We start from the raw sequence: 26537 nt of genomic DNA, 5'->3' as shown, positions 1-26537 counted from the left end.
CTACTATCGGAAGCCACGCATGCCGGCGTCTCCGTCGGGCGATGCGACGGCGTTATCCGGGAGGATCGATGGCTGGAGTCCGGCTGCAGGACGTCGCCGAGCACGCCGGCGTCTCGATGAAGACCGTCTCGAACGTCGTGCACGAGCATCCGCATGTGTCGCACGCCATGCGCGAACGGGTGCAGAAGGCCATCGACGAACTCGGCTACCGCCCCAACGCCCTGGGTCGCCGTCTCGCGACGGGGCGCACCGGCCTGCTCGCCCTCGCCTTCGCCGACGTGCGACTCCCCTACTTCTCCGAGTTGGCCAATCTCGTGTCCCGAGCGGCCGCGCAGACCAGTCCGGGCTACCGACTGCTCCTCGAGGAGACGGAAGGAACCCTCGAGGGCGAACGCGCCGTCCTCTCGGCCAGCGAGGCGGGCCTCGTCGACGGGATGCTCTTCCAACCGTCGCAGATCTCGTCGCGCGAGATCGCCGAGCGCCACGGCGACCTGCCCATGGTGCTTCTCGGTGAGGGCCCGGCGCCGCTGAGCATGGACCGCGTGATGATCGACAACGTCTCGGCGGCGGCCGCCGCCACGCGCCATCTCGTGGCCCTCGGCCGGCGGCGCATCGCATTCCTGGGCCATGAGGCCCAGGCTCTCTCGTCGACCTCGCGTCTCCGGATCGTGGGCTACCAGGAGGGTCTGGAACAGTCCGGGCTCTCGGCCGACCCGGCGCTGCTGATCGCCAGCGACGAGATCACACCCGCCGCGTCGGCCGCGTCGCTCGGCGCCGCGATCGACGCCGGCCTGAAGATCGACGGCATCGTGTGCCGCGACGACCTCGCCGCGATGGGCGCCCTGCGAGCCCTCCACGAGCGCGGCATCCGCATTCCCGACGACATAGCGATCGTGGGCTGGGACAACATCTCGTTCACCGCGACGACCTTCCCGAGCATCACGTCGATCGCGCCCGACCTCGACGCCCTCGCCCGCGTCGCCCTCGAGATGCTGGGAGAACGGATCGCCGGCTTCGACGGGCTCGGTCGCCATCGCCTGGTCGACTACGAACTCATCGCGCGCGAGAGCGCGCCACCCGCCTGAGCCCGGAGCATCGGGCCGCAGCCGCGGGCGGCCGAACCGCACACCGTCATGTTCCGTATTTACAGCGCAGTAAATTTGCTGACATGATGGGCGCATGAGCAGTGACGCCCCTTCCCACACCGCGCACGATCGCCCTGCCGGCGACAACGACGGCAGCTACCCGCGGCCCCAACTGGTGAGGGCGCGGTGGAGCGAACTCGACGGCCCCTGGCGTTTCTCGTTCGACGACACGGACTCGGGACTCGACGCGGGCTGGCAGAACTCGGCGGACTTCGACCTCACCATCACCGTGCCGTACCCGTTCGAGTCGGCATTGTCCGGCATCGGCGACACCGGGTTCCACCGCGTGGTCTGGTACGCCCGCTCCGTGAGCGCGGACGAGCTGAGCGAGGCCGGCTTCGGCGGCGTCGATTCGGGCAGCGACGACGCCCGGCGACTCATGCTGCACTTCGGCGCCGTGGACTATCGCGCGATGGTCTGGCTCAACGGCGTCTTCCTCGGCTCGCACGAGGGCGGCCAGACGCCTTTCTCGTTCGACATCACCTCGGCGCTCGACGACGAACGCGCCGAGCAGCTCCTGGTGGTGCGCGCGGAGGACGACCCCGCCGATGTCGCACAGCCCCGGGGTAAACAGGACTGGAGGCTCGATCCCCACTCGATCTGGTACCACCGCACGACCGGCATCTGGCAGCCCGTCTGGCTCGAGGCGACGCCGACCGTGGCGGTTCGCCTCGTGCACTGGGTTCCGGATGTGCCGGGCGGCACTGTCGCGGTGCGCATCGACCTCGCCCGCGATCCGAAGCCGGGAACCGTCGTCGACATCGCGCTCTCTTTCGAGGGCCGTGTTGTGGGCGAGCTCACCCTGCCCGCCGCGACCACCAGCATCCACGGGGTCGTCGAAGTGCTCGAGCAGCGGAACGGGCAGGCCTACGAGGAGCTCCTCTGGTCGCCCGAGCACCCGCGCCTGATCGACGCGACCGTGACCGTGCGGCACGGCGAGGCGACGATCGACAGCGTCGCCTCCTACCTCGGCCTGCGCTCGGCCGCATGGGGAGGCGGCCGTTTCCTGCTCAACAACCGGCCGTACTTCGTGCGCTCCGTGCTGAACCAGGGGTACTGGCCCGAGTCGCACCTGGCGAGCCCGGGCCCGGACGCGTTTCGCGCCGACATCGAGCTCACCAAGGAGCTCGGCTTCAACGCCACCCGTCTTCACCAGAAGATCGAGGACCCCCGGTTCCTGTACTGGGCCGATCGGCTCGGACTCCTCGTCTGGGCCGAGACGCCCGGGGCGTTCGAGTTCTCGAGCACCGCGGCCACGCGCCTGCTCGCCGAGTGGACGGCCGTGATCGAACGCGACCTGTCGCATCCGTCGATCGTCACCTGGGTGCCGCTCAACGAGAGCTGGGGCGTGCAGCACATCGAGCACGACCCGGCCATGCGCGCCTTTGCACGCGCCCTCGTCTCGATCACCCGCACGCTCGACGGCTCCCGGCCCGTGATCTCGAACGACGGCTGGGAGCATGTCGACTCCGACATCATCAGCGTGCACGACTACGAGTCGTCGGGCGCCGTGCTGACGAAACGCTACTCCGACGACGACGCGAAAGAGCGGCTGCTCGACGGGTTCGGCCCGGCCGGCAGGCGGATCCTGCTCGACGGCCAGCAGGTCGGCGAACGCCCCGTGATGCTCACCGAGTTCGGCGGCATCTCTTTCGCCACCCGATACGTCGACACGGATGCCTGGGGTTACTCGAGCGCGTCGGGCGCCGACGATTTCGTGGCGCGGCTGCGCGCCGTGGTGGGTGCCCTCGACGAGAGCACCTTCCTGGCGGGCTACTGCTACACGCAGCTCGCCGACACCCTGCAGGAGACGAACGGACTCGTGTCGGATGACCGCGTTCCGAAGGCGCCGATCGAGGTTCTCCGCGCGATCTTCTCGGGCCAGGGGCGCTCCGCCTAGCACCGCGGGGCACCGGTCGCCGGGGCTCCCGTAGAATGGAGCACGGCCTATTTCTCTACAGTGTCTGGAGTCCGCCCGGTATGTGCGGCATCGTCGGTATCGTCTCGTCCGGTCCGGTCAATCAACAGGTGTACGACAGCCTTCTCTTGCTTCAGCACCGCGGGCAGGACTCGACCGGTATCGCCACGGCCGACGGCTCGACGTTCCACATCACGAAGGCCAAGGGGCAGGTCCGTGAGGCGTTCCGCACGCGCGACATGCGCTCCCTGCTGGGAAACGTGGGCCTCGGCCACGTGCGCTACGCGACCAAGGGCGTCGCCGGCAATGAGCAAGAGGCCCAGCCGTTCTACGTCAATGCGCCCTACGGCATCGTGCTCATCCACAACGGCAACCTCACCAACACCCGCGAGCTTAACCAGGAGCTCTTCCACATCGACCGCCGGCACCTGAACACCTCGAGCGACACCGAGCTGCTGCTCAACGTTCTCGCCACCGAGCTGCAGAGCCAGGTCTCCGGCCTCGACCTCGAGCCCGACCAGGTTTTCGACGCCGTCGCCAACGTGCACGAGCGCATCGAGGGCTCCTACGCGGTGATCTCGCTCATCGCCGGCCACGGGCTGCTCGCCTTCCGCGACCCCTTCGGCATCCGCCCTCTCGTTCTCGGCAAGCGCAGCGACGCGAACGCCCTCGCCGGTGTGCAGCGCGACGAGTGGATCGTGGCCAGCGAGTCGCTGGTGCTCGAGGCCTCCGGCTACGAGGTCGTGCGCGAGGTCGCGCCCGGCGAAGCGATCTTCATCACGCAGAACGGCGAGATGTACTCGCGGCAGTGCGCGAAGAACCCGGTTCTCGTGCCCTGCTCGTTCGAGTACGTCTACCTCGCACGCCCCGACAGCGTTATGAACGGCATCTCGGTCTACGAGGCCCGGCTCCGGCTCGGCAACCGCCTGGCCACGACCATCGCCGATCTCACCCCGATGGGCGACATCGACGTGGTCATGCCCATTCCCGACTCGTCGAGGCCCGCCGCCATGCAGGTCGCGCAGAAGCTCGGCGTCGAATACCGCGAGGGCTTCTACAAGAACCGCTACGTGGGCCGCACCTTCATCATGCCCGGCCAGGCCGAGCGCAAGAAGAGCGTGAGGCAGAAGCTCAACGCCATGTCGACCGAGTTCAAGGGCAAGAACATTCTGATCGTCGACGACTCGATCGTGCGGGGCACGACCTCGAAGGAGATCGTCGAGATGGCCCGCGCCGCCGGCGCCAACAAGGTCACGTTCACCTCGGCCGCTCCCCCTGTGCGCTTCCCGCACGTCTACGGCATCAACATGCCGTCGCGCGAAGAGCTCGTGGCCCACGGTCGCAGCTTTCCCGAGATCGCCCGCGAACTCGGAGCAGACCACCTCATCTACCAAGAGATCTCCGACATGGAGAGCGCCATCCTCGAGGGAAGCCAGGTGAAGAACCTCGAGATGAGCTGCTTCACCGGCGAATACGTCACCGGTTCGGTGAGCCCCGAGTACCTCGCCTGGGTCGAGGCGACGCAGCGCTCCTAGCGCCCGCTCCCTGAGCCAGTCCTAGCGCCCGCCCCCTGAGCCCGTCGAAGGGCCCGCACCCTGAGCCTGTCGAAGGGCCGCCCCGTCCACTCGGCGCACATGCACGCTTAGGCCCCGGGGAAGGTGCTTGTGCGCCGGATGGATCGGCCGCACAAGATCGACTCGGCTCAGATGCATCTATCTTCGACATCGTGGGTGCATGTGCGACGAGTCGATCTCGCGGCCGACAGAGTCGGCTCGCGGGGAACCGCTATAAGCGCCCCAGGGCACAAAGGACTGGCCCGGGGCTTCCACCCCGGGCCAGTCCTTCGTTCAGTGTGCCTACGGGCGGGTCAGCGCTCCGCGGCGACGACGCACGACGAGCAGCGCGCCCAGGGCGAGAAGCAGGCCGGCCCCGAGAAGCGGAACCGTCGCATCCAGACCCGTGGCGGCGAGCGCCGGCGGAGCGGCGGGCGCGCCGGGTGCGGCCGCGGCCGGGTCGCCGACCGAGACACCGGGGGTGCCCGGATCGACGACGAGCTCGCCGATCTGCGCGGGGTAGCTCAGTTCGAGGCCCGACTCGTTCAACGCGAATGCGATGGTGTGAGCTCCGTCGGCCGCGCCCTCAGGAATGCTGAACGCCACGGTGGACCGGCCCTGCTCGTCGTAGAGATCGACGATCGACAGGTCGATGTCGGCGGTCGCAATCTCGACGCCGTCGAAGAGCACCCGAACCGAGGTGTCCGGCACCGGAGTGCCGCTCAGCACCAGCGAGCTGAGCGAGAACTCGTAGCTGTCACCGGGCTCGACCGTGCCGAAGGCGACGGGCGTTCCGGCCGGGTCGGCAAGGTTCGCGATACCGATCGAGCCCGTGGTGTAGTCGGGCGACAGAGGCGAGTTCTGACCGATGTAGTCCCTGAACGCGTCGAGGTCGACTCGGCCGGTGTCGGCCTTGCCCTGGCCATTGGCCAACTCGAGGAACCCGTCTCCACCGGCGGCGAGGAAGCTGTTCGTCACGACCTTGAAGGTGTCGTCCGCTGCGATGGGGTCGCCCAGGTAGAAGATCTCGGTCACGTGAGATCCGTCGGCGGCCGCGGGGTCGTAGGTGTACGTGAGCTCGGAGTTGATGCCGAGCTTGAGGAACGGGCGGGTCTGCCCCGTCTGCCACTGCTGCTCGAGCACCGTCTTGATCTGCGCACCGGTCAGCGTCTGCGTGAACAGGGTGTTGGCGAACGGCTGCACGGTCGCGGCCTCTTCGTAGGTCACCGAGCCGTCGACGTCGCCGGGGCTGCCCGGGTTCGCCGCGTAGTTGATGTTCGTGCGAAGGCCGCCGGGGTTCATAAAGGCGAGCTGAGTGCCGAGGTCGCGGGTGGCCCAGAGCTGGCCGTCGGCGACCTCATTGCCGAGCGTCGACTCGCCACCGCGGTTCTCTTTGGTGACGTCTGTCAACGTGGCCCTGTTGAAGGAGTCCGTGACCGTGCCGATCACCTCTCGACCGATGACGCTCGACGTCTGCTTGGCTTCGGCGACGAGAGCGGCCACCTCGGCGTCTTGCGCGTACAGCGAGGCCGCGGGCACGGCGGGGTTTCCTCCCGACGCGGGGACGGCGGGCTTCACCAGCGGGATGATCTCACCGGTCGACGACGAGATCGCCTTCGTGGTGGGGTTCACCTGGAAGTTGAAGTGACCGAGGTTGGAGCCGTAGCTGCCCGTCTGCAGCACGGGGATCGTCTTCGCGCCGACCGTCACCGACTGCGAGTACAGCGTGTGGGTGTGGCCGGATGCGATGGCATCGACATACGGACCGGTGCCCGTGACGATCTTGCCGAAGACGGTATTGACGTCGGTGAAGTTGGCCGACGCTGACGCGGCACCCTCGTGGATCACGAGAACCAGCACATCGGCTTCCTCGTTGCCGGGCGCCTCCGTTCCGTCGGTGAGCTCCTGCGCGACGGCGTTGACGCTGTCGACGATGCCGCCGACGGCCAGGGTGTCGATGCCGGCCGGGCTGACGAGCGTGGTCAGGTCTTCTGTGACCGCCCCGATGAAGCCGACCTTCACACCGTCGAAGGTCTGGATGTCGTAGGGCGCGAACGCGTGGTCTGCCGTGCCCTTGTTGAACAGGTTCGCCGAGATGAACTCGAACTGAGCCCGTTTGGCGACTCGGACCTCGAGGTCCTCACGGCCATGGTCGAGCTCGTGGTTTCCGATCGCCGAGACACTCAGTCCGATCAGGTTCAGTGCGTCGATGGTGGGCTCGTCGTTCTGCGCCTGCGAGATGAACGGCGAACCGCTGATGTTGTCACCGGCGGAGACGAGGGTGCTGTTGGGGTTCGCGGTCTTAAAGGTGTCGAAGGCGGTCGCGATGCTTGCCGCGCCGGCCTCGCCGCTGCCGAGGTTCTGCTCGAGGTGGCCGTGGAAGTCGTTCATCGTGTAGACGTCGATCGACACGTCACCGGGTGCGGCCGACGCGGGAAGAGCGGCGAACCCGACGAGGGCGATGGTGGACGACACGAGAAGCGCGGCGGCGCGCACAGGGCGCCGCCGTGGTGAGGATGGCTGCATGGGGTGTGATTCTCCAGGAATTGTTCAGGGGTGACTCCCAGCAAACGCGACCCGACCATCCCAGTCAACGAACACCCCGAAACGAAACCTGTTGTTCACAAACGACAAAAGCTCAGCCCGTGCACCTCCCGTTGTGGGGGTGCACGGGCTGAGCTCGTCAGCGTCGGATCAGACGCAGGCGGTGAGGTTCTCGACGGCCGAGGTCAACGAGTTCGGCCCGCCCAGCAGGGTGACCTGGTCGACCCCGAGGGTTGAGAGGTCGGCAATCACCTGGGCCGGAACGCACGTCGTCGGCACGACGTAGAGCGGAGCTCCGACGGCGCCGGCGTACGCTGCGCCCGCCAGCGCGTCCGGGAAGTTGTATCCCGTGGCGATGAACGCGCGCTTGCTCGAGGTGAAGGCGTCCTTGTTGATGTTCGCCGAGGCCTCGAAACGATCGGCGCCCGACAGACGCGTGACCGTGCGGTCAGCAGCTGCGAGCGATGCCTCGATGGACGGCGTCACCGAGTTCGGTCCGCCCGCGATCTTCACGCTGGTGACGCCCAGCTCGGTCAACGTCTTCTTCGTCGCAGCGTCGGCCACCGCAGCCGTGCCGTTCACGAGAACGACGGGCGCTCCGACCGTGCCGCCCGCGGCGCTGGCCGACAGTGCATCCGGGAAGTTCTGGCCGGTGGAGACGTAGGCGAGGGTCGCCCCGGCCTCACCGAATGCATAGTCGACGACGTTGCGCGACGCTTCGTACCGGTCGGCGCCGGAGATGCGCACGGCGTCACCGGTCGCAAGCGTGTCGAGCTGGGAGAGGACCGCATCCGACACCGAGTTGGGGCCACCCACAACGACGATCTTCGACGGCTTGAGCCGCTGGATCTCGGTCGTGACGGACGCGGGGATGGACGACTTCGTCGTCAGAAGAAGCGGCGCCTTCTCCTTGACCGCGGCCGGGGCTGCGCTGAGGGCGTCGGGGTAGTTCTCTCCGGTGACGACGTAGACGGTGTTCGCCGTGGTGGGATACGCCTTCTGGGAGATGCCGACGGCGACGTCGTAGCGGGTCGCGCCCTCGATGCGGCTCGCCGGCGCGAAGTCGATCGGCGTGTAGGTCTCGAACGGGGCGTACTTCGCTCCACCACCCGGGTAGGTGTAGACGCCGTAGTTTCCCGTGACCGGTGCGCCGGCGTAGTTGTTCTTGATGAGGAGTGTCGCCTCGAAGGTTCCGTCGGGCTTGACCTCGATGGCTCCGGCGCCCGCTCCGCCGATCGTGGCGATGTCCTCGGCGGAGACGGCCCACTTGACCTCGGAGTTGCTGCGCGCGGATGGCGCCGCATTGGCCGTCGGCTGCCAGACGTCGGCGTATTTGCCGAACCCGACATAGACACCCGTGAACTTGCCGGCGAGCGGCGGGCGAGTGCCCGTGGTCGCGGCGCCGCTGGGCAGGAATCCGGTGCCTCTGACCGTGACGACCTCGCCGAGCGGGTCGATGTTGCTCGTCTTCGAGACGACCACGGTCGGGCTCGGAGCCGTGGCCGTGTATCCCACGGTCACAGGCAGGGCCGGCTTCTTGACGTCAGACGAGAGTCCGCTGCTGAACCAGTACGACGACTGGCCGGTCAGGAACTGGAAGTCGACGAAGTCGCTCGGGAACGATCCCCAGTACGCGCTGTTCGACGACGACGGGGCGACCTGGCCCGCGTCGGCCGGCGCGGAGACGCCCAGGTAGTCGGGCGTGACCGTGAATCCGTCTTCGTCCACGACCACACCGGTGAGGTTGGCCAGGGTGATCTCGCGGGGGGCGATGGTCTCCCAGACGTTCGTGTCCTGCATGCTGGCGCCGTAGCCCGACGCGGTCGCGGTGAGCGTTCCGTTTCCCTCCGCATCGACGGTGAGAAGCGGGTCGCTGGCCGTCCAATAGGTGAGTCCGCCGTAGAAGACGACCGAGAAGTCGCCGTCCCACTGGATGCTCGCCTCGCCCGTTGCAGGATCGACGTGCCCGCTGCCCGCCGAGATCGTGACCTTCGTGTCGGACCAGCTCGTCGCCGTCGTGTTCACGTTGGTGCCGGCCGGGGTCTGGCACTTCGTCGCCCACGTGGGGTTCGTCGTCCCGTCGCCCGCAGCGTTCGGCTTGACGATCTCCACGTTGCCCGCTGAGGCGGAGTAGAAGCCGTCCGACTCGGTCCAGACACGCGAGGATCCGGTGTTTCCGGCCACTCCGGCCGACAGGAAGTTGCAGCCGCCGAAGAAGGCGCCGCTGTTGGCCTCGTTGGTCACGCCCCAGGTCAGGACTGCGTCACTGACGTCGAGCTCGGCGGCGGACGCGGGCAGCGCCGCGAAGGTCGAGAGGCCGACGGCGACGATGGCCGCCGCGGCCAGTGCCGCACGAGGGCGGCGAGAGGTTCTGAATTTCACGACAACTCCGGAATTGTGGGATCAGGCGCAGGGCACGCGCAGAGAGATATCGAGGCATCGTCATAATCGAGGCGCTCGATCGGAGTTAGCTTAGCCTTAATTAGGTTAGGTATTCCTAATTAACTTTCGTAGACTGCTTATCGATACCCCTCTCCTCCCTCGTTCGAAAAGACGCTCAACCATGTCCTCCACCGCACGCTCCCGGCGCATCCCCCGACTTCTCCTCGGCTCGGTGATCGTGCTCGCGGTGGCATTGACGGGCTGCTCGGCCGGCGCGTCCGGGGCGGAATCGGGCGAGGCATCCTGCGCGGCGTCGACCACCCCGCTGGCCGAACTCGCCGTCGACGACGCACCCCGCGAGGCGGTCGGCGCATCCACCGCCTGCCTGACCGACACGACCATCGACCCGGTCGCCGACGATGTCGTCTCGCAGCTGCCCGTGACCGTCACCGACAACCAGGGCACTCCGGTCACGATCACCGACACCTCGCGCATCCTCGCTCTCGACCTCTACGGATCGCTCGCCGCCACGGTCTACGGACTCGGCCTCGGCGACAACGTCGTGGGGCGCGACACGTCGACCGGCTTCGACGAGGCGAAGGACCTGCCGCTCGTCACGCAGAACGGTCACGAGCTCAACGGCGAGGCGATTCTCGCGCTCGAGCCCACTGTCATCCTCACCGACTCGTCGATCGGGCCGTGGGACGTGGTGCTGCAGATGCGCGAGTCCGGCATCCCCGTGGTGGTGATGACCCCCACCCGCAGCCTCGAGAACACCGGCGACATCGTCACGGCCGTCGCCGCCGCGCTCGGCGTGCCCGAACAGGGCCGGATGCTCGCGGACCGCCTGCAGGACGAGACGGCTCAGACCGTGGCCGACATCGCGGCGATCGCTCCGAAAGACGAGGCCGACAAGCTGCGCATCATGTTCCTCTACGTGCGCGGAAACGCGGGCATCTACTACATCTTCGGAACGGGTTCGGGCACCGATTCGCTGATCACGAGCCTCGGCGGCGTCGACGTGGCCACCGAGATCGGCTGGCAGGGCATGAGGCCGATGACGGCCGAGGCCATGGTCGATGCGTCGCCCGACCTCATCCTCATGATGACCAAGGGACTCGAATCGGTCGACGGCGTCGACGGCCTGCTCGAACGCATCCCGGCCGTGGCCGAGACCCCCGCCGGCCAGCACCGGCGCATCGTCGACATGAGCGACACCGAGGTGCTGAGCTTCGGACCGCGCAGCCCCGCGGTTCTCGACGCCCTCGCCCGCGCCATCTATGCCCCGACGAAGGCCGAGTAGCGTGACCGCCGTCGACGACGCGACCCGCACCGACCGGCCCTCGCCCGAGTCCTCCGCCGATCCCCTGCCGCGCACCGTCACCGCCCGACGCCGGGTGCTGCTGATCACGGGGCTCGCTCTCGCCCTGGCGGTCATGGCGCTCGTGTCGGCGGGAACGGGCCAGCTCTACGTGTCTCCGGCAGAGGTGTTCGGCTCGATCATGCACGCGGTCGGGCTCGACCTCGGGCCGCTTCCCGCGCATCCGAACGGCGAGAGCGCGCTCTGGACCATCCGGTTCCCCCGCGTGGCCATGTCGATCGTGATCGGCGCAGCGCTGGCCGCCGCCGGACTGCTGATGCAGGCCGTGTTCGGCAACCCGCTGGCCGACCCCGGCGTGATCGGTGTCTCCTCGGGGGCCGCGCTCGGCGCATCCGCCACCATCGTCTTCGGATGGGCGTTCTTCGGCGAGTGGACCATCGCCGTCGCCGCCTTCATCACCGGTCTCGCCGCCACCTTCGTCGTCTACTTCATGAGCCGGTCGGGCGGAAAGACAGAGGTCGTGACCCTCGTGCTCACGGGCATCGCGGTCAACGCGTTCACCGGCGCGGGCCTCGCCCTCATGACGTTTCTCGGCGACCAGGCGGCGCGCGAGCAGATCGTGTTCTGGCAGCTCGGCAGCCTCAACGGCTCGCGCTGGCAGCAGTTCTGGATCGTGCTGCCGCTCATCGTCGTCGGAGTGGTCGTCGCGTTCGTCATCTCGCGCAGACTCGACCTGCTCTCGCTCGGCGAGCGCAGCGCCCGACATCTCGGGGTCAACGTCGAGGGCCTGCGCATCGTGGCCATCGTCGTGACCGCGCTGCTGGTGGCCGCCGCCGTCTCGTTCGCGGGCATCATTGCGTTCGTCGGCCTCGTGATCCCCCACCTCATGCGCATGATCATCGGCCCGGCGCACCGCCCGCTCCTTGTGGCCAGTGTGCTCGGCGGCGCGCTGCTGCTGCTCACGGCCGACCTCGTGGCGCGCACCGCCGTTCCCATGGCCGACCTGCCGATCGGCATGCTCACCTCGCTGGTCGGCGGTCCCTTCTTCTTCTGGCTGCTGCGCCGCGCGCGCCGCAGCGCGGGCGGGTGGGGCTGATGCGCGAGGCGAGCGTTGCTCTGGATGCTCGGGGCGTGTCGGTCGAGATCGACGGCAGGCAGATCCTCGCCGACGCATCGATCCGGGTCTTCTCGGGGGAGATCGTGGCGCTCATCGGCCCCAACGGAGCCGGCAAGTCGACGCTTCTCGCCGCCCTGACGGGAGATCAGACTCGAAGCCGCGGAACGATCGAGATCGCCGGACGCCCCCTCGACGACTGGAAGCTGAAGGAGTTGTCGCAGCAGCGCGCCGTGCTGCTGCAGGAGAACGGTGTGTTCTTTCCGTTCACGGTCGAGCAGGTGGTCGAAATGGGTCGTGCGCCTTGGCAGCGCACGCCCCTCGACCACGACGACGAGGAGGCCGTCGACGAGGCGATCCGACTCACCGACATCGAGCGTTTCCGGCATCGACAGGTTCCCTCGCTGTCGGGCGGCGAGAGGGCCCGCAGTGCGTTCGCCCGCGTGCTGGCGCAACGCACCGGCATCCTGCTGCTCGACGAGCCGACGGCCGCGCTCGACCTGCGGCACCAGGAGGACGTGCTGCGGCTCGCCCGCGAGCGCGCTCAAACGGGCGACGCCGTGATCGTGGTGCTGCACGACCTCAACCTCGCCGCCGCCTACGCCGACCGCATCGCCCTGCTCAGCTCGGGCCGCATCGTGGCCCAGGGCTCGCCCCGCGAGGTGCTCACCGTCGAGCGCATCTCCGACGTCTACGCGCAGCCGGTCGAGGTCATCACGCACCCCGAGACCGGCGCAACCATCATCCTTCCCGTGCGCGCCACTGCGCGCTTCCGCACCGCGCTCCCCCGAAAGGCCTCCTCATGACCCTCCGCTCCCGAATTCGAGCGACCGGACTGATCGCAACCGCGGCCCTCGCCGCAGGTCTCGTCGCGGCACCCCTGGCGTCGCTCGCGCCGGTCGAACCCGCGCGGGCGGCGGGCGCATCCGTGTCTGTCAGCGTCGCGGGTCGACCCGACCTGACCGGCGTCGCCGATCCGACGTATCTCACCGAGCTGCAGCTGACCGGGTCTGGCTTCCAGTCGATCGTCAACGGCTTCGGCGGGGTCTACGTTCTCTTCGGCTGGGTGGATGGCGACGGCTGGCAGCCGAGTCAGGGCGGCTCGACGGGCACCGACTACCGCTACGTTCCCGACGACGAATCGAACCCCGTGGGCTACGCCTCGTTCGTGTCGTTCCCGGGCAGCTCGACCGAATACGCGGCGAACGGAGGCATCCTGGCGAGCGACGGCACGTTCTCGGCGACGCTCCAGATTCCCGGGGCCACGTTCACCTCGCTCGACCGCTCGGGGGCGGCCTCCGAGGTGGACTGCACCGAGGTGCAGTGCGGCATCATCACGATCGGTGCCCACGGCGTTCCGAACGCGAACAACGAGACCTTCACGCCGATCACGTTCACCGATCTCTACGGCTCGGATCCGGCTGCGGCTGTCGCAGCACCCGTCGCCGAGGCGCCTGCAGCCGCGGAGGCGGCCACCCCTGTTCCCACCACCACGAGCTACGTGACGCAGCCCGCCGTCGTGGCGGCCGCCGACTCCACCGCGCAGCTCATCCCTCTCATCACCGGTGCCATCATCGGCGTGGGAGCGCTGGTCGTGCTGTCGATCGCGTTCCTGGTGTGGGCGGTGCTGTCAGGACGCAAGCGCCAGCGCGCGCTGCTGGCGGCGGCCGGCACCCCTGCCGCCCCCACTCCGGAGGCGAAGTGAGGGGCATCCGCGCCCGTTCGGGTGATGCGCGCCCCGACGACCGGCAGCGGATGCGCCCGGCGGGCGCGGATGCCCGGCGACGCGCGGCGCGTGCGGTCGCGGGGGCGGCCGTCGCGAGCCTCGCGGCCGGCGCGCTGCTCGCGTTCGGGGCGCTGCCCGCGAGCGCCGACTCGTTCACCGTCGACGACGCCGTTTTCGCCTGGGGCATCAGCAACGAGGCGAACAACCGCGCCTTCGCTCCGGGAACCTACAACGTCATGTCTGCGGGAGTGGCCCCGAAGACGAGCGGCGCCGACACGATCTCCGAGTCCGAGTGGGCGGCGACCTCCGGCGACGTCACGATCCAGAAGAAGAGCGCCGACGGCACCTACGCCACGGCGACCTGGGCCGGGCTCACGACCACTCCGACGGGCGAGCCGATCCCGAGCCCCACGAGCGGGCGCTTCAGCGATCACCGCGTGGCGATCTCGAACGGCGGCGGAACCCTCGACGCCGCATCCGACGACGCGGACATCGCCTGGAGCGGCTCGTTCACGGTCGCGTTCTACAACGGTATGACCCAGTTCTCCGTCTCCGATCCTCACCTCTCGGTGACGGCGGGTGTCGGCACCGTGACCGCGACGCTCAGCGGCTACGGCACGAGCATGGACGACCCCGACGTCTTCGAGCAGCTGCCCACCAGCGAGGTGACGATCGCGACCCTCACCGGCGTCGATGTCACCGAGAGCGGACTGATCGCGACTCCTGACTACGACGGCGTGGAGGTCGAGCTGCCCGAGTCGGCGTCTCCGCAGGTGCGCTCGGGTTCGGCCTGGGGGTCGTTTCCACAGAGCTACGTCGACTACCAGCTGCTCACGGGCCAGTCGTCGTACTGGTACTCGAGCGGGCTGAGCACCGACGGTTTCAAGAGGCCGCTGCCCATCGAGGTGTCGTTCGATTCCGTGGCGCCGGTGGTCACTGCCCCGAGCGTCGAGACACAGCCGGTGGATGCGCGAACGAGCGCGCGCCTCGGCACCTCCTTCGCGATCGAGGCTCGCGGCAGCGCTCCCCTCACTTACCAGTGGGAGCGCAGCGACGACGAGGGCGCGACGTGGACCGCCGTGGGAGACGGCGCCGCGACGCTGTCGCTCGCCTCCGTCGCCCTGTCCGACAGCGGAGCGCTCTTCCGCGCCACGGCGAGCAATCCGGCCGGTTCCGCCGTCTCCGACGTGGCACGGCTCACGGTCGATCCGTACGTACTCGGGTCGGTGGCGCCGGCCTTCGACGGAGTCGCCGCCATCCGCGCGGCGGTGAAGGCCGGCCATGCGACCGACGAGACGTCGTCGGCGACCGGCGTGCCGGCATCCATAGCCTCGAACCAGACGCTCGAGCTCGGTCTGCCCTGGGCCGGCGCCTCGCGCACCGGGGAGGTCTGGCTGTCCCCGGGCGCCGTCTATCTGGGCTCATTCACCGTGGCCGGCGGGATCGCCTCGGCCGAGGTGACGCTGCCCGCACTCGGGCCCGGCGACTACTCGCTGCTGTTCGTCGGCGACGACGGCTCGTCGAAGCCCGCAACCGTGTTCTTCTCGGTCACACCCGACCAGCAGGGCCTGCACGACGTCAGCTACGCCACCTTCCGCTGGGGCGTCAACAACGAGAGCAACAACTCGGCCTTCGCGCCCGGAACGGTCAACTTCTTCTCGGCCGGCAAGGTCGCCGACACCGGCGGGCACGGCACGACGCTTCCCGAGTCGTCGTGGAAGCAGTCGGAGGGCAACGTCGCCATCGAGAAGCAGCAGGCCGACGGGTCGTTCGCTCCGGCGACCTGGGCGGGGCTCAAGACCTCGCCGTCGGGAGCTCCCCTCGGCTCCCCCACCACCAAGACGTTCAGCAATCATCAAGTCGTGCTGAGCCAGGGCGTCGGGCGGGTCGACCCCGGCTCCGACAACGCCGACATCCAATGGGATGGCGACTTCACGGTGGCCTACTACAGCGGCATGACCTTCTTCTACGTGAGCGACCCGCGGCTGCTCGTGGCGAACGGCGTGGGCACGCTCACCGCCACCCTCGGCGGCTACGGCACCGACATGGACGACATGTCGAAGTGGGTTCCGCTCAGCGACACGGCCGTGACGCTGGCGACGCTGCCCTCGGTGGATGTGACGGCGGCGGGTTTCGTCGTGACGCCGGCGTACGACGGGGTGCGGGTGAGCATCCCCGCCAGTGGTGTGGCGCAGAAGACCGATGAGGCCGGATGGGGATCGTTCCCCCAGGACTTCGTGGACTTCCAGGCCCTCACCGGCCAGGCCGCCTACTGGTACAGCTCGGGGGGAAGCGTCGATGCGAACAAGACCGCACTGCCCATGACCGTGTGCTTCGACAGCCCCGAGTGCTCGCCGCCCGCATCGGCGATCCAGCCCGAGTCGACGGCCGCTTCGGTCGCCCAGACGGCGCTGACTGCTCCGCGCGCCCTGCGTGCGCCGTCGCTGCCGCCCGTGGCCGAGGCCGTTCCCGCCTCGATGGCGCAGGCGGCCGGATCCTCCCAGGTCGTCGTCGTGCAGCAGGAGGCCGGGAGCACCTCGGATCCCGGGCCCCTCATTCTGCTGCTGGTCATCCTGCTCGCCGCGGCCGGGGTTCTGCTCGTCGTGACCGTTCCTACGGGCGGCCTGATCGCATCCGGACACCTGCTGCGATCGTGAGGATTCTTGCCTAGCCATTACTTGTAGCTACAAGGAATATCGCGCTCGATGGTGTAGTTGTAGAGGGCATGAGCACACGCAACGACCTCTTGTCGGCCCAGACCGGAATGGGAGCCGTCACGCTTCGCGTCGGCGACCTCGACGGGATGATCGCGTACTACCGTGACGCGGTCACTCTCGAGCTGCAGAGCCAGGAGGGCGACGTGGCCGTGCTCGGGCGGGGCGGCGTGCCCGCTGTCATCCTGCAGCACGCGCCCGAGCTGAAGCATGCCGCGCCCCGGTCGGCGGGGCTGTACCACACGGCCATCCTGTTCGAGACGGAGGCGGCGCTGGCTGCCGCCCTGTATTCGGTGGCCCGCCACGCGCCCGGAACGTTCACGGGCAGCGCCGACCACCTCGTGTCGAAGGCCTTCTACTTCACCGACCCCGAGGGCAATGGCGTGGAGCTCTACTGGGACCGCGCGCGCACCGAGTGGAGCTGGGCGCACGGGCAGATCGAGATGGGCACCGTGTATCTCGACCCGAACGCCTTTCTGCAGGAGCACGTGACCCCCGAGCTGGTCGACGACCCGCGCGTCGGGGGCGCTCTCGTGGGGCATGTGCACCTCTCTGTCGGAGACGTGGCCTCGGCCAAGGAGTTCTACGTCGACAAGCTCGGTTTCGAGACGACGACGGCTTTCGGCGACTCGGCGCTGTTCGTCTCGGCGGGTGGCTACCACCACCACATGGCGATGAACGTGTGGCAGTCGAAGGGCGCCGGGCGACGACCGCTCGCGCTCGGACTGGGGCTCGTGGAGATCGTGGTTCCCACGTCTGACGAGGTCGGACAGGTCGGCGAGCGGCTCGGGCACTACGGACTGCAGACCCGCGACGACGGACGCTCGCTCATGGTCGCCGACCCGTGGGACAACCAGATCCGGATCGTGCCGGCGCCTGTGGCGGCGCCGGCGCCGGCGTCGGCCGAGTAGCTGCGTCACCTCGCTAGTAGAGCTTGTAGAGACGGGGGCCCGCCCCCTGAGCCCGTCGAAGGGGCCCCGCTCCCTGAGCCTGTCGAAGGGGCCCCGCCCCACCACGCCTCATGCGCCGGTCGAGTAGTGCTCGCGAGGAACGAGCAGCGCGTATCGAGACCAGACCGCGCTCCGAGCTACCCGCTCCCTGAGCCTGTCAAATGGGCCCCCGTTCCCTGAGCCCGTCGAAGGGCCGCCGCCCCCTGAGCTTGTCGAAGGGTCCCCGCCCCCTGAGCCTGTCGAAGGGCTCGTTCCCTGCGCTTGTCGAAGGACCCCCCTTCCCTGAGCCTGTCGAAGGGGGCTCCGCTCCCTGAGCCTGTCGAAGGGCTCGTTCCCTGAGCCTGTCGAAGGGCCGCCGTTCCCTGAGCCTGTCGAAGGTCCTGTTCCCTGAGCCTGTCGAAGGGCCGCCGTTCCCTGAGCTTGTCGAAGGGCCCCTCAAGGCGCCCTCATCCTCTCCTCCACAGCCCCCGTTCTGACCAAGTTATCCACACCCGTATCCCCTGATCAAGCATCGAATGCTCCTGCCGGCCCAATGTCGGTGGCTACTGTTTGACTTCTCGTATGGACCTCCACGACGCATCCCTCGGCGATATCGCCATGCGTCTTCGTGAGCTCCTCGACGAGAACCGCGCAGCCGTGAACACCGGTGCCGGGTCGGGCGCCGATCCCGAAATCGCGAATGAGTCCCGCCGTGAACTCGACACCGCAGGTCTCGCCTACCGTCATGGGTTCGCGTCAGCGAGAAAGCTCCTTTCCGCGACCACGAACATTTCCGAGCGCACCGCCGCGACCCGCATCTCCCTGGGCCAGCGGCTGCGGTCATCGATCTCGATCTCGGGAACCTCGAACCCGAGTTTCTTCCCGCAGGTCGAGGAGGCATTCTTCGCAGGTCAGGTCGGTGTCGATACGGCGGCGGTGATCAGCCGCACCTTGTCCGAGGTGGTGAACCGCACCGGCTGGTCGGATGACACCGACCGGGCCGAACGACACCTGATCGCCGCCGCGATCGCCACCGCCGCAGACACGGACGCCGATATCAACTCGGACATAGATGCCGACGGAACTGCGGACGCCGATGCGGATGCGGGTTCCGAGGAGGGCGCCGGTGCGGGCGACGCGGATGATGGCGATGGCGATGGCGACAGCGATGGTGATGGCAATGGCGGCGCGGACGCGTTCTGGCGGGTGCCGAGGCGGTACACAGTCGAGGAGATCGGCCGACTCGCGATCCGCATCCGGGAACACCTCGACCCCGACGGAGCCGAACCCCGCGACGCCGTGAAGCAATCCCTGCGCGGGTTCAGCTACCCGAAAGTCGGCGCCGACGGCATGGCCCGCGGCAGATACGCACTCCCACCCCTGCAACTCGGTGTATCACGCGTCCCGAAGCACGCTTTNATCCGGGAACACCTCGACCCCGACGGAGCCGAACCCCGCGACGCCGTGAAGCAATCCCTGCGCGGGTTCAGCTACCCGAAAGTCGGCGCCGACGGCATGGCCCGCGGCAGATACGCACTCCCACCCCTGCAACTCGGTGTGTTCCTGGCCGCGGTCGACTCCATTCTCAGTCCGCGCACCCTCGATACATCGAATCCGGCATCACACGCGGCGGGCCCGGAAGCGACCGATCTCAGTCATGCCGGTGCAGGCCTCGCCGGCATCGAGGCGGTCGGCGATCAGGCGCAGCCAGCCGGCGCGNCCCTGCAACTCGGTGTGTTCCTGGCCGCGGTCGACTCCATTCTCAGTCCGCGCACCCTCGATACATCGAATCCGGCATCACACGCGGCGGGCCCGGAAGCGACCGATCTCAGTCATGCCGGTGCAGGCCTCGCCGGCAATCAGGGCATCACCGGAGACCAGGCAGACGGTGGGCTCACGATCAACGACCCACCACCACTCGAACCGGCCGCGCAGGACGACACCTCAAGTGACGAGGCGGTCGTCGATGCGCGCACGGCGGAGCAGAAGCTGCTCGACGCGGTCATGACCCTCCTCGAAATGGCCGCCACCTCACCGTCCGCTTCGCTGCTGAACGGTGCGGCGCCGACCGTGAATGTGCACGTCACCCTCGACGACCTCCGGTCCGGGCGCGGTGCCGCGTGGATCGACGGCAGCACCGAACCGATCCCCATCAGCACCGTCGACCAACTTCGCTGCCATGGCGACACGATCACCACCCTCTTCGGCCAGCACGGCGAGGTCCTGCATCACGGCAAGACGAAACGGTTGGCCACCCGAAGGCAACGCAAGGCCCTCGCCGCCCGCGACGGAGGATGCGTCATCCCCGGCTGCACGGCGCCACCCTCACGGTGTCAGGCCCACCACGTCACCCCCTGGGTAAGCCACGACTACCCGCCCGGAAGAACGGACATCGACAACCTCGCTTTGCTGTGCCCGTTCCACCACGCCACCATCCACACCTCGGCGTGGCAATTGGTGATGGTCCACGGCAAACCGCATGTCAGACCACCCACCTGGCAAGACCCGAACCGAACACCGAGGCCCGCCGGACACCAACGAACAGGCAGGCCATGGTGACCCCGGTAACCCTGTTCGTCGAGCCTGTCGAGACGCCAGACCCATCGACACCCCGTTCGTCGAGCCTGTCGAGACACCAGACCCATCGACACCCCGTTCGTCGAGCCTGTCGAGACGCCAGACCCATCGACACCCCGTTCATCGAGCTCGTCGAGACGCCTTGCCCTTCGATACCCAGTTCGTCGAGCTTGTCGAGACGCCCTTCGATACCCCGTTCGTCGAGCTTGTCGAGACGCCCTTCGACAGGCTCAGGGAACGAAATGGTCTGGGAACGACAGGTCAGGAAACAGGGCTACTCGATCAGCGCACGTCGTGGCGCGCCACGAGCTCCCTCTTCAGCACCTTTCCGCTCGGACCCATCGGCAGCGCCTCCACGATCGCAACCTCCCGCGGGTACTTGTACGCAGCGACGTGCTCTTCGGCGAACGCCACCAGCTCCGCGCCGGTTGCGGTCGCTCCGGCGACCAGCACCACCGCCGCAACCACCTCCTGGCCATGCACCTCGTGGGGGATGCCGTACACGGCCGCCATCGAGACATCCGGATGCCCGGCGAGCACCTCCTCGACCTCGCGGGGGTACACGTTGTAGCCGTTGCGCAGGATCATGTCCTTCTTGCGGTCGAGAATGCGCAGGTAGCCGTCGTCGTCCTTCGTTCCGAGGTCGCCGGTGCGGAACCATCCGTCGACCACCGACCGGGCCGTGTCCTCCTCGCGGTGCAGGTAGCCCTTCATGAGGTTGTGGCCCCTGATCACCAGTTCGCCGAGCTCCCCCCGAGGAAGCAGCTCGATCGCATCGTCGTTCTCGGCCCGGGCGATCTCGACATCCACGCCCCAGATCGGCGTGCCGATCGTTCCGGGCCGCGGGGTGATCCCGCGCTGGTTGAAGCTGGCGACCGGAGAGGTCTCGGTGAGGCCATAGCCCTCGTGGATGTCGACGCCGAAGAGCTGCGTGAACCTGTCGATGATGGCCACCGGAATCGCTGCACCGCCCGAGATTCCGTAACGCAGCTTCGTATCGACGGGCTCGGTTCCGGCGGCGGCCAGGATCACCATGTACATGGTGGGCACCCCGAAGAAGATCGTGCAGCCGTGCCGCTTGATGAGCTCGATCGCGCCGGCGCCGTCGAACTTCGGCATCAGCACGATCGTGGCACCCGCACGGAATCCGGTGTTGAGCACGCAGGTCTGTCCGAAGGTGTGAAAGAGGGGCAGGCAGCCGAGCAGCACGTCGTCGCTCGTCATGTCGAAGGTGTCGAGCAGCAGCGTGCTCGTCTGCTCGACCAGCGAGAAATGGCTGCCCTCGGCGCCCTTCGGCGACCCCGTCGTTCCGCTCGTATAGAGAATGGTCGCCGTGTCGCCCGGGGCGCAGGCCACGTAAGTCTCGGGCGGCACCGTCTGCGCGGCGAGATCCTCCAGGCGATCGAAACCCACGGCATCCAACGGCTCATCGCCCGAGTGCGGCGGCATCATGAGCGACACCACATCGACGCCCGCGAGCGCCGCCCCCTTCGCGCCCTCGCCGAGAAGCGGAGCCGAGCACACGAGCAGGGTGGCCCCGCTGTCGCGCAGCACGAACGCGATCTCCTCGGCCTTCAGCAGCGCATGAATCGGCACGACGATCGCGCCGAGCGCCAGGAGGGCGTAGTAGACACGGGGAAAGTCGGGCACGTTCGGTATCAGGATGGCGACGGGGTCGCCTCGGCCGACCCCTCGATCGCGGAGGGCTCCTGCATAGGCAAGCGTCTCCTCCCACAGCGCGGAGTAGCTGATGCTCTGCTCCCCCACGATCAGGGCCGTCTTGTCGGGCCGGCGCGCGGCCGTCTCGGCGAGGATGGCGGCCACCGAGACGGTGGCGTACCCCGTCGGGGTGGCTGCTGCGGCGGGGCTCACGGGTTCACTCATCACGATCTCCAGTCGTCATTGACCTCAGACTCCGAGGCTACGGTCGGGCGGCCCGCCTGCCAAGTGGAGCGCTCGGGCGTGAAGCCGATGCCCAGCGTTTAGACTGGGGGCGAATCCACCCGTCACTTCTCGAAAAGAGTTCTCCGGTGCCCACAATCGTCGTCGAGGTCATGCCCAAGGCCGAACTTCTCGATCCCCAGGGCAAGGCCGTGCTCGGCGCCCTCACACGCCTCGGCCAGTCGCAGTTCACGTCGGTTCGAGTCGGCAAGCGCTTCGAGCTCGCCGTCGAGGGCGAGGTCACCGATGCCGTGCTCGCCGAGGTCGCGACCCTGGCCGACGAGATGCTCTCGAACTCGGTCATCGAAGATGTCGTCGGCATCCACGTCGTCGAGTCTCCCGCCGACGGCGCATCCGAGGTCGCAGCTGGAGCCTCCGTCTGATGCGCATCGGCGTCGTCACCTTCCCCGGCTCGCTCGACGACCGCGACGCCCAGCGCGCGGTGCGCCTCGCCGGCGCCGAACCCGTCGCGCTGTGGCATGGCACCCACGACCTCGACGGTGTCGACGCCATCGTGCTGCCCGGCGGCTTCAGCTACGGCGACTACCTGCGCTGCGGCGCCATCGCCAGCCACTCCCCGATCATGGCCGAGGTCATCCAGGCGGCCGAGCGCGGCGTGCCCGTGCTCGGAATCTGCAACGGCTTCCAGATGCTCACCGAGGCGCACCTGCTGCCCGGCGGTCTCATCCGCAACGACCACGGCTCCTTCATCTGCCGCGACCAGCGGCTGCGCGTCGAGAACACGTCGACCGACTGGACCAACGGCTTCACCGATCGCCAAGAGATCACCATCCCGCTCAAGAACGGCGAGGGCGGATTCATCGCCTCGACCGCCGAGCTCGAGCGCCTCGAGGGCGAGGGCCACGTGGTCTTCCGCTATCTCGACGTGAACCCCAACGGTTCGCTCAACGACATCGCAGGCGTCACGAATGCCCGCGGCAACGTCGTGGGCCTCATGCCGCACCCCGAGCACGCGGTCGAGCCGGGCTTCGGCCCCGACACCCCGGATGCGATGCGCTCGGGAGTAGACGGCCTCACGTTCTTCACGTCGGCGCTCGAGGGCCTGCTCGCTCGGGCGTAGCCTCCGAGTTCACTCCGTACCCCCGAACGGGGGTCATCCAGCACGCTAGCGTCGAAGTATGACTACTCGACGAAGTACTCAGACCGTGACCCTTCTCGGCGCCATCTCGCTGATCGGTTCGATGGCCCTCTTCGGATGCTCGGCCTCGCCGAGCACGCCGTCGAGCACGGCCGATCCGGCGGGCAGCACGACGTCGGCTTCCACTCCGGCCCCTGCCGAGACAACCGCGGAGACGCCCGAGATCGCGCTCGCCCGGGACTATCTCGACGCCATCACCGCGGGTGACTCTCAGACGAGCTGGTCCCTGCTGTCGCCAGAATCGCAGGCCTTCTACGGCTCAATCGACACGTACGAACAGCTGGCGGCGACCGATGGCACCGTCACCGCCGACGAAGCGACCGAGCTCGCCTCCGCGCAGCTGGTCGCGGCAGAGGGCCCCGAGGGAGCGATCACCGTGGTGAGCGGCGCGACCGCCGACGCGGCCGACGCGTGGATCGTGCGACAGACCGACTCCGGTCTGCGCATCGACGACGCGGGCGTGCCGCCGACCGGTGAGTCCGTCTACTCGTGGACCAATCCAGCCGCCGGGCCCGAAGACCAGACCGGCGAGGCCGCCTACGACCCGGCATCCCCCGTCGCTATCTCGTTCGCCGTCGCGGATCCGGCCGACGGGCGATCGCTGGTGGGTTCGCCCGAGACGATCTACGCGTGGCAGGGAGACCAGCCGGTCGACGCGACACTGGACGCGGCCTCGGATGCCCAGCGCACCTTCGTCGTGAACACGACTCCTGAGACAGGGCCGCACGCGGTGACGGTCGTGTGGCAGGTGGGCGGCGACAGCCACGAGTGGCGATCGAGCACGGTTCTGCTCACGAGCTGACGATCCCGGGATCAGGGCGGGATGCGTCGTCAGCCCTCGATGGGAAGTCCGACGTAGGCGGCGATGCGCTCGACGAACGGCCAGTCGACGTCGGGATTGATCGATTCGGCGATTTCGCGGGTGAGCGGCCGAAGCTCGAGGATCGGAGCGATCGCCGTCGCGCTGAGGGAACGCGACCAGTACCGCCCGCGATCAGCGGCGACGGCGTCGGCCGACCACGCGATCACCTGCGAGAGGGGCCAGTCCGTGGGCTTCGGCTCGACGCCATCGATCGGTGCCGGTGTTCCGTGCTTCCAGCCCATGCCGTCATGCCACATCGCGAGCGTGATGAGCGGGTAGTCCTCGTCTCCGAGCTTCTCCATCTGCGCATACTGCTGGAGTCGAGCGGGCAGACCATCGACGAGGCCGGGCCACAGCCCGTCGTTGGCATACGGACTCAGGTCGGACTCGTGGTCGAAGACGCGCACGAAGGTCTGGCCCCCGTCGAAGAAGACGAAATAGTGGTCACCGGCCCCGTTGTCGTAACGGCCGAGAGCCACGCCCTCGGAGAACGACGCCGTGAAGCTGTAGGTCAGGTGCCGAGTGCCGCAGATCGCGTCGAGCACGGCCAAAGCGCGGAGCCTGTCGCGCAGTTCGTGAGGGCCGGGCAGGGTTCGGGCGAGTTCGTCGAGCGTGGATGCCATGGATCCAAGGGTACGGCGATGCGGCCGTGACGGCCCTTCGACAAGCTCAGGGAACGGAGCGGCGGCCCTTCGACAAGCTCAGGGAACGGGGCGACGGCCCTTCGACAAGCTCAGGGAACGCAGGTCAGGCGGCGGGGGTCTTCGCCATCGCGTCTTCGAGGGCGACCCAGGCGAGCATCGCGCACTTGACCCTGGCGATGTAGCGCGAGACTCCACCGAGCACGACGGCGTCGCCGAGCAGCTCCTCGTCGCCCTCGAGCGTGCCTTTCGAGCGCATGAGCTCGCGGAACGCGTCGATGCGCTCGTGCACCGCCGAACGATCGAGGTCGACGACCACGTCTGAGAGCAGCGACGCCGACGCCTGCGAGATCGCGCACCCGTGGCCCTCCCAGCTGAGCGACGTGATCGTGTCGCCCCGCGAATGGATGCGCAGGGTCACCTCGTCGCCGCACGTCGGGTTGAGCTGGTGCGACTCGGCCGAGCCGCCCTCGCGCAGGCCGTGGTTGTGCGGCGAACGCGAGTGATCCATGATGACCTCCTGGTAGAGGCTTTCCAACGAACTGCTCACAGCTGACTTCCTTGCGGGTATTGCGGGTACTGAGTGGGCACGACGCCGAAGAACGCGGTGACGCCGCGAACGCCCTCGAGGAACGCGTCGACCTCGGCCGGCGTGTTGTAGAGATAGGCGCTGGCCCGGGTCGAGGCGGTCACGCCGAAGCGGCGGTGCAGCGGCTGGGCGCAGTGGTGGCCGACGCGCACGGCGATGCCGAGGTCGTCGAGGTATTGGCCGACGTCGTGGGCATGCACGCCCTCGACGACGAAGCTGGCAAGTCCCGCGCGCTCCACACCCGGGGGCGGACCGAGCACGGTGATGCCGGGAATGGACTCGAGCCCGGAGACGAGACGCTGGCCGAGCTCCGCCTCCCAGTCGTGGATGCGCGACATCCCGACCTCGGACAGGTAGTCGACGGCGGCGGCCAAGGCGATGGCCTGCGACACCCGCTGGGTGCCCGCTTCGAAGCGCTGCGGGGCCGGAAGATACTCGGCCTTCTCGAGGGTGACGGTCGTGATCATCGACCCGCCCGTGAGGAACGGGGGCATCGCGTCGAGAAGCTCGGAGCGGCCGTAGAGCACGCCGACTCCCGTGGGTCCGAGCATCTTGTGGGCCGAGAACACGGCGAAGTCGACGCCCAGCGCACCCAGGTCGAGCGGGCGATGCGGAGCCGACTGGCAGGCATCCAGAACCACGAGCGCGCCGACGGCGTGCGCCAACTCGACGAGCCGCTCGACGGGATTGATGACGCCCGTGACGTTCGACACATGGGTGAACGCGAGCACGCGCGTGCGCGATCCGATCATCTCTTCGGCAGCAGACATCACGAGCTGCCCGTCGTCGTCGATCGGGATGACCCGCAGAGTCGCGCCGGTGCGCGCCGCCAGCTCCTGCCAAGGGATGAGGTTGGCGTGGTGCTCCATCTCAGTGGTGACGATCTCGTCGCCCTCGCCCAGCGCGAACCGCGACGACGCGGGCGCTCCGCGACCCAGGCTCGCGTTCGAGAACGCGTAGGCGACGAGGTTGATGCCCTCGGTGGCGTTCGAGGTCCAGACAATCTCGTTCTCGCGCACACCCACGAAGTCGGCGACGCGGGCGCGGGCGTCTTCGAAGCTCTCGGTCGCCTCCGCCGCCAGGGTGTGTGCACCGCGGTGCACGGCCGAGTTGCGGTGCAGAACGTAGTCGCGCTCGGCATCCAGAACCTGCACGGGGCGCTGGGCGGTCGCGCCCGAGTCGAGGTAGGCGAGCGGATGCCCGTTGACGGTTTCACCCAGAATGGGGAAGTCGGCCCGAATGCGATCGACCTCGGCCAGGCTCAGAGGCTGGGCGTCGGCGGTGGATGCGTCGGTGACGGTCATAGGGGTGGGATCGACTTTCGAGGTGGGGCAGAAGAACTTCGGGACACGCATGTAGCAACACTCAACGCTACTTCGTCAGGGCCAACGCCGCTCCGGGCCCGCGCATTCCCGGGGCCGG

At 68.3% G+C, this 26537-nt stretch carries 19 protein-coding genes and 1 pseudogene; 14 read left to right on the top strand and 6 right to left on the bottom strand.

Features of this window, described 5'->3' with window-relative positions:
- Nucleotides 1-68: 68 nt before the first annotated feature.
- The 3 genes from ASF51_RS06745 to purF all read left to right on the top strand — a co-directional run bounded on the left by ASF51_RS06745 (nt 69) and on the right by purF (nt 4598).
- A complete protein-coding gene (locus ASF51_RS06745; RefSeq protein WP_082479602.1) occupies nt 69-1085 on the top strand; it encodes a LacI family DNA-binding transcriptional regulator in 1017 nt (338 codons plus the stop codon).
- Nucleotides 1086-1179: 94 nt separating this feature from the next.
- Nucleotides 1180-3045, top strand: coding sequence for a glycoside hydrolase family 2 protein (locus tag ASF51_RS06740; RefSeq protein ID WP_055926749.1), 1866 nt, complete (start codon nt 1180-1182; stop codon nt 3043-3045).
- 80 nt (nt 3046-3125) lie between these two features.
- Nucleotides 3126-4598 (top strand): amidophosphoribosyltransferase, encoded by a 1473-nt coding sequence (gene purF, locus ASF51_RS06735; RefSeq protein ID WP_055926748.1) that lies wholly within the window; start codon nt 3126-3128, stop codon nt 4596-4598.
- Nucleotides 4599-4919: 321 nt separating this feature from the next.
- On the opposite strand, the gene ASF51_RS06730 is transcribed toward purF, so the two are convergent.
- On the bottom strand, nt 4920-7142 hold the full coding sequence (locus ASF51_RS06730) for a bifunctional UDP-sugar hydrolase/5'-nucleotidase (RefSeq protein WP_055926745.1): 2223 nt from the start codon (nt 7140-7142) through the stop codon (nt 4920-4922).
- 168 nt (nt 7143-7310) lie between these two features.
- Nucleotides 7311-9542 carry a cell wall-binding repeat-containing protein gene (locus ASF51_RS06725; protein ID WP_055926743.1) on the bottom strand — a complete coding sequence of 744 codons (2232 nt, stop codon included), beginning with the start codon at nt 9540-9542 and terminating at the stop codon, nt 7311-7313.
- Between the two features lie 181 nt (nt 9543-9723).
- Here ASF51_RS06725 and ASF51_RS06720 point away from each other — a divergent pair, with 181 nt between their 5' ends.
- The 8 genes and pseudogenes from ASF51_RS06720 (at nt 9724) to ASF51_RS19690 (ending at nt 19905) form a co-directional block, all read left to right on the top strand.
- A complete protein-coding gene (locus ASF51_RS06720) occupies nt 9724-10845 on the top strand; it encodes a hemin ABC transporter substrate-binding protein (RefSeq protein WP_055926741.1) in 1122 nt (373 codons plus the stop codon).
- Between the two features lies 1 nt (nt 10846).
- Nucleotides 10847-11959, top strand: a complete 1113-nt coding sequence (locus ASF51_RS06715) for a FecCD family ABC transporter permease (protein WP_369797294.1) — start codon at nt 10847-10849, stop codon at nt 11957-11959.
- Complete coding sequence (locus ASF51_RS06710; RefSeq protein ID WP_055928052.1) at nt 11959-12783, top strand: heme ABC transporter ATP-binding protein; 825 nt, start codon at nt 11959-11961, stop codon at nt 12781-12783. Before ASF51_RS06715 ends, ASF51_RS06710 begins: the two co-directional genes overlap by 1 nt.
- Nucleotides 12780-13682, top strand: coding sequence for a hypothetical protein (locus ASF51_RS06705; protein WP_055926739.1), 903 nt, complete (start codon nt 12780-12782; stop codon nt 13680-13682). The genes ASF51_RS06710 and ASF51_RS06705 overlap by 4 nt, the downstream gene beginning before the upstream one ends.
- Nucleotides 13679-16360, top strand: coding sequence for a hypothetical protein (locus tag ASF51_RS06700; protein WP_157412033.1), 2682 nt, complete (start codon nt 13679-13681; stop codon nt 16358-16360). The genes ASF51_RS06705 and ASF51_RS06700 overlap by 4 nt, the downstream gene beginning before the upstream one ends.
- Before the next feature lie 68 nt (nt 16361-16428).
- On the top strand, nt 16429-17328 hold the full coding sequence (locus tag ASF51_RS06695; RefSeq protein WP_055926735.1) for a VOC family protein: 900 nt from the start codon (nt 16429-16431) through the stop codon (nt 17326-17328).
- 600 nt (nt 17329-17928) lie between these two features.
- Nucleotides 17929-18764, top strand: a pseudogene (locus ASF51_RS19695) (DUF222 domain-containing protein); the annotation flags it as partial.
- A gap of 316 nt (nt 18765-19080) precedes the next feature.
- Nucleotides 19081-19905 carry a DUF222 domain-containing protein gene (locus tag ASF51_RS19690; RefSeq protein WP_369797301.1) on the top strand — a complete coding sequence of 275 codons (825 nt, stop codon included), beginning with the start codon at nt 19081-19083 and terminating at the stop codon, nt 19903-19905.
- A 300-nt stretch (nt 19906-20205) separates the two neighbouring features.
- Here the strand turns inward: ASF51_RS19690 and ASF51_RS06685 are convergent, their stop codons facing one another.
- Nucleotides 20206-21807: a long-chain fatty acid--CoA ligase gene (locus tag ASF51_RS06685; protein ID WP_055926731.1), complete on the bottom strand. Its 1602-nt coding sequence runs from the start codon at nt 21805-21807 to the stop codon at nt 20206-20208.
- A gap of 146 nt (nt 21808-21953) precedes the next feature.
- On the opposite strand from ASF51_RS06685, the gene purS reads away from it, so the two are divergent.
- The 3 genes from purS to ASF51_RS06670 are packed head-to-tail and all read left to right on the top strand — an operon-like array spanning nt 21954 to nt 23825.
- Nucleotides 21954-22247: a phosphoribosylformylglycinamidine synthase subunit PurS gene (gene purS / locus ASF51_RS06680; RefSeq protein WP_055926729.1), complete on the top strand. Its 294-nt coding sequence runs from the start codon at nt 21954-21956 to the stop codon at nt 22245-22247.
- Nucleotides 22247-22945: a phosphoribosylformylglycinamidine synthase subunit PurQ gene (gene purQ, locus ASF51_RS06675; RefSeq protein ID WP_055926727.1), complete on the top strand. Its 699-nt coding sequence runs from the start codon at nt 22247-22249 to the stop codon at nt 22943-22945. Before purS ends, purQ begins: the two co-directional genes overlap by 1 nt.
- Before the next feature lie 58 nt (nt 22946-23003).
- Nucleotides 23004-23825 carry a hypothetical protein gene (locus ASF51_RS06670; protein ID WP_157412032.1) on the top strand — a complete coding sequence of 274 codons (822 nt, stop codon included), beginning with the start codon at nt 23004-23006 and terminating at the stop codon, nt 23823-23825.
- Nucleotides 23826-23854: 29 nt separating this feature from the next.
- Here the strand turns inward: ASF51_RS06670 and ASF51_RS06665 are convergent, their stop codons facing one another.
- From ASF51_RS06665 to ASF51_RS06655, 3 genes are all read right to left on the bottom strand, one after another.
- The gene (locus ASF51_RS06665) at nt 23855-24508 is read right to left on the bottom strand and encodes a hypothetical protein (RefSeq protein WP_055926723.1); all 654 of its coding nucleotides are present in this window, start codon (nt 24506-24508) and stop codon (nt 23855-23857) included.
- 124 nt (nt 24509-24632) lie between these two features.
- On the bottom strand, nt 24633-25076 hold the full coding sequence (gene sufU / locus ASF51_RS06660) for a Fe-S cluster assembly sulfur transfer protein SufU (RefSeq protein WP_200920334.1): 444 nt from the start codon (nt 25074-25076) through the stop codon (nt 24633-24635).
- Nucleotides 25073-26419 (bottom strand): aminotransferase class V-fold PLP-dependent enzyme, encoded by a 1347-nt coding sequence (locus ASF51_RS06655; protein WP_055926720.1) that lies wholly within the window; start codon nt 26417-26419, stop codon nt 25073-25075. The genes sufU and ASF51_RS06655 overlap by 4 nt, the downstream gene beginning before the upstream one ends.
- Between the last annotated feature and the right edge of the window lie 118 nt (nt 26420-26537).

This window comes from Agreia sp. Leaf283, from assembly GCF_001422485.1.
GTDB lineage: Bacteria > Actinomycetota > Actinomycetes > Actinomycetales > Microbacteriaceae > Agreia.
This window is presented reverse-complemented; position numbering and strand designations above follow the sequence as displayed.